The organism is Actinosynnema sp. NPDC059335 (genome assembly GCF_042752395.1).
In the GTDB taxonomy this organism is placed as follows: domain Bacteria; phylum Actinomycetota; class Actinomycetes; order Mycobacteriales; family Pseudonocardiaceae; genus Actinosynnema.
Genome location: NZ_JBHYXZ010000306.1, coordinates 1 through 2,908 on the forward strand (window position 1 = coordinate 1; position 2,908 = coordinate 2,908).

General features: G+C 75.1%; 4 protein-coding genes. 2 read left to right on the forward strand and 2 right to left on the reverse strand.

The window, feature by feature from the left end; all coding sequences use genetic code 11:
* Positions 1–588 (forward strand): helix-turn-helix transcriptional regulator (locus tag ACFXGA_RS39990; RefSeq protein ID WP_378098369.1); only part of this gene is annotated, 588 nt, incomplete at its 5' end.
* Positions 589–671: 83 nt separating this feature from the next.
* Here ACFXGA_RS39990 and ACFXGA_RS39995 read toward each other — a convergent pair.
* The gene (locus ACFXGA_RS39995; RefSeq protein ID WP_378098372.1) at positions 672–1,718 is read right to left on the reverse strand and encodes an amidohydrolase family protein; all 1,047 of its coding nucleotides are present in this window, start codon (positions 1,716–1,718) and stop codon (positions 672–674) included.
* A gap of 82 nt (positions 1,719–1,800) precedes the next feature.
* Here ACFXGA_RS39995 and ACFXGA_RS40000 point away from each other — a divergent pair, with 82 nt between their 5' ends.
* Positions 1,801–2,508 carry a TetR family transcriptional regulator gene (locus ACFXGA_RS40000; protein ID WP_378098375.1) on the forward strand — a complete coding sequence of 236 codons (708 nt, stop codon included), beginning with the start codon at positions 1,801–1,803 and terminating at the stop codon, positions 2,506–2,508.
* Positions 2,509–2,535: 27 nt separating this feature from the next.
* Here ACFXGA_RS40000 and ACFXGA_RS40005 read toward each other — a convergent pair.
* A partial coding sequence (locus tag ACFXGA_RS40005) for a DoxX family protein (RefSeq protein WP_378098378.1) occupies positions 2,536–2,908 on the reverse strand: 373 nt, incomplete at its 5' end.

The window sequence follows — 2,908 nt, forward strand, 5'->3', positions numbered from 1 at the left end:
GTCGAGCGGGACGCCCCGCCGCCGCTCGACCGCGGTGTGCTGGTGGCGATCAGCGGCGCGGTGCACGCGCGCGAGGTGCTGCGGTTCGACTACACCCCGGCGGGCGGCCCCCCCGTCGCGGGGCCGCCGCGCCGGGCGGAGCCGCACCACCTCGTGACGCGGGGCGGCCGGTGGTACCTGGTGGCCTGGGACCTCGACCGCGACGACTGGCGGACGTTCCGGGTGGACCGGATCACCCCGCGCACGCCCACCGGGCCGCGCTTCACCCCGCGTGAGCTGCCGGGCGGGGACGTGGCCGCGTTCGTCACCGCCCGGTTCTCCGGCTCGGGCGGGCCGGACGGGTGGCCGTGCCGCGGCGAGGTGGTCCTGGACCTGCCGGCCGCCCGGGTGTCGCCGTTCGTCCGTGACGGGGTGGTCGAGCCGCTCGGCCCGGACCGCTGCCGGCTCGTGCTGGGCTCGTGGTCGTGGCCGGGGATGGCCGCGACCCTCGGCCGGTTCGACGCCGACATCGAGGTCGTCGGGCCGGTCGAGCTGAAGGACGCCTTCGCGCACCTGGCCCGCCGCTACGCGAAGGCGGCCTCCCGCTGACCGTCCGCCACCACGCCGACGCGGCCTCCCGCTGATCGTCCGCCACCACGCCGACGCGACGGCCCCGCGCCGACCGCCCGCCGCTACGCCGACGCGGCTCCACGCCGATCGCCCGCCGCGAGGCCGGTCAGCCGCTCCCAGTTGCCCGACCCGATGGCCGCCTTCTCCTCGTCGGTGAACGGCGCGCCCTCCAGGAACGTCCGCGCGACGCCGCCGCTGGTGTCCAGGTGGGGGAAGCCGCCGGGCCGGGTGCCGAAGGTGTACGGGTAGTCCGTCGAGTAGAGCATCCGGTCGGTCCCGACCACCTCGGCCGTCCAGCGCAGGTAGCGCTCGCTCACCGTGCCGCTGCCCGCCACCCAGAAGTTCCGGCGGAAGTAGTCGGCGACCGGCCGCGCCAACCCGGCCTGGTCGCCCAGGTAGCCGACGTGGTCGAGGTAGAACAACACGACCTCGCCCCAGTGCCCGGCGATCACCTGGAGCCCGGGGTGGCGGTCGAACACCCCCGAGAAGATCATCCGGAGGTACTGCACGCCGAGGTCGTAGTACCAGCCCAGCCCGGCGGTCGCCAGCGCCGGACCGATCCCGCGGGGCAGGTCCGAGTAGTACGCCCGCTGGACCGCAGGCACCGGCGCCTGCGGGTGGAAGTGCAGCGGGACGCGGAGCCGTTCGGCGGTCGCGTAGAGGTCTTCGAACTCCGGCGCGTCCGCCAACCTGTCGCCCGTGCGGCCGTAGAGCATCGCGCCGGGGAAGCCGAGCCGGGTGACCGCGCGTTCCAGTTCCGCGGTGGCCGCCTCCGGCGAGGACGTCGGGATGGCGGCGAACGCCTGGAACCGCCGCGGGTGGGTGGCGACCACCTCGGCCAGCGCGTCGTTGACCTCGCGGGCGACGCGCACGGCCTCGGCCGGCGGGAGGTTCTGCACGCCCGGCGTGGCCGGCGACAGCACGGCGACGTCGATGCCCTGCTCGTCCATGTCGGCCAGGCGCCGCTCGCCGACGTCGCGCAGCCGCCGCATGACCGGGTGGTCGTCGCCGTAGGGCTGCGGAGGGACGCCCGCCCTGGCCCAGGCGTCGCTCAGGACCGGCAGGACCACGTGCTCCTCGACGCCGACGATGCGCAGCTTGTGTGTCATGACACTCCTCGATTCCGTTGATATCGCCATCACGGTATCACTGGAAACATCAGCGGAAGCAAGATCGTGTTATCGTTGATATGTGGACGACGTGGAGGTCGCGGGCCGCGAGGTCGCCCGGCAGCGGGTGGTGGAGGCGGCCGCGGAGCTGCTCGCGCGCGAAGGGCGGGACGCGGTCACCACACGCGCCGTCGCGGCCGCCGCCGGGCTCCAGCCGCCGGCGATCTACCGCCTGTTCGGCGACAAGGACGGGTTGCTCGACGCGGTGGCCGAGCACGGCTACGCCCGGTTCCTCGCGGCCAAGCACGCCGACGCCGTCCCCCGCGACCCGGTCGAGGACCTGCGCGCGGGCTGGGACCTCTCGGTCGGGTTCGGGCTCGCCAACCCCGAGCTGTACGTGCTGATGTACGGCGAACCCCGGCGCGGCGCCGACTCGGCCGCCTTCCGGGCCGGCATGGAGATCCTGCTGCGGCGGATCCACCGGCTGGCCGCGTGCGGCCGGCTGCGCGTGGACGAGGAACTGGCGGCCTCGCTCATCCACGCGACCGCGCGCGGCGCCGTGCTCACCTGGTTGTCCCTGCCCGAGGACCGCCGCGACCGCGCCCTGCTGACCGCGCTGCGCGAGGCGATGGTCTCCGCCGTCACCTTCGAGGAGCCCGCCGTGCGGGAAGCGGGCCCCGCCGGCGCGGCCAGGGCGCTCAGGGCCGTCCTGCCCGAGCAGACGGTGCTCAGCGACGGGGAGCAGCACCTGCTCGGCGAATGGCTCGACCGCCTGAGCGCGACCGGCTGAACACCCGCCCGCCGCCCGGATCGGCGCTCAGCCGAGGACCACCACGCCGCACGCCGCGATGAAGACCAGCTGGACCAGGGTGCGCAGCGGCAGCGGCATCGTCCTGATGCCACCGCCGGCGCGGGCCGCGCGGACGTTCGCCGGGAACATCACGACCAGCAGCACCGCCAGGCAGACCGCCGCGACCGGCGCGGTGGGCGGGACGAGCAGGCCGACCGCGCCCAGCAGCTCCAGCACGCCCGTGATCGTCACCAGCGCGGCGGGGTTGGGCAGGCCGGGCGGCACCATGGCGATCAGGTGGTCCCGGCGGGGCCGGGTGAAGTGCGCGCTCGCCGTCAGCAGGAACATCGCGGCGAGACCGGCCTGGGCGGCGTGCGCCCAAGAGTCGAACCAGTCGACC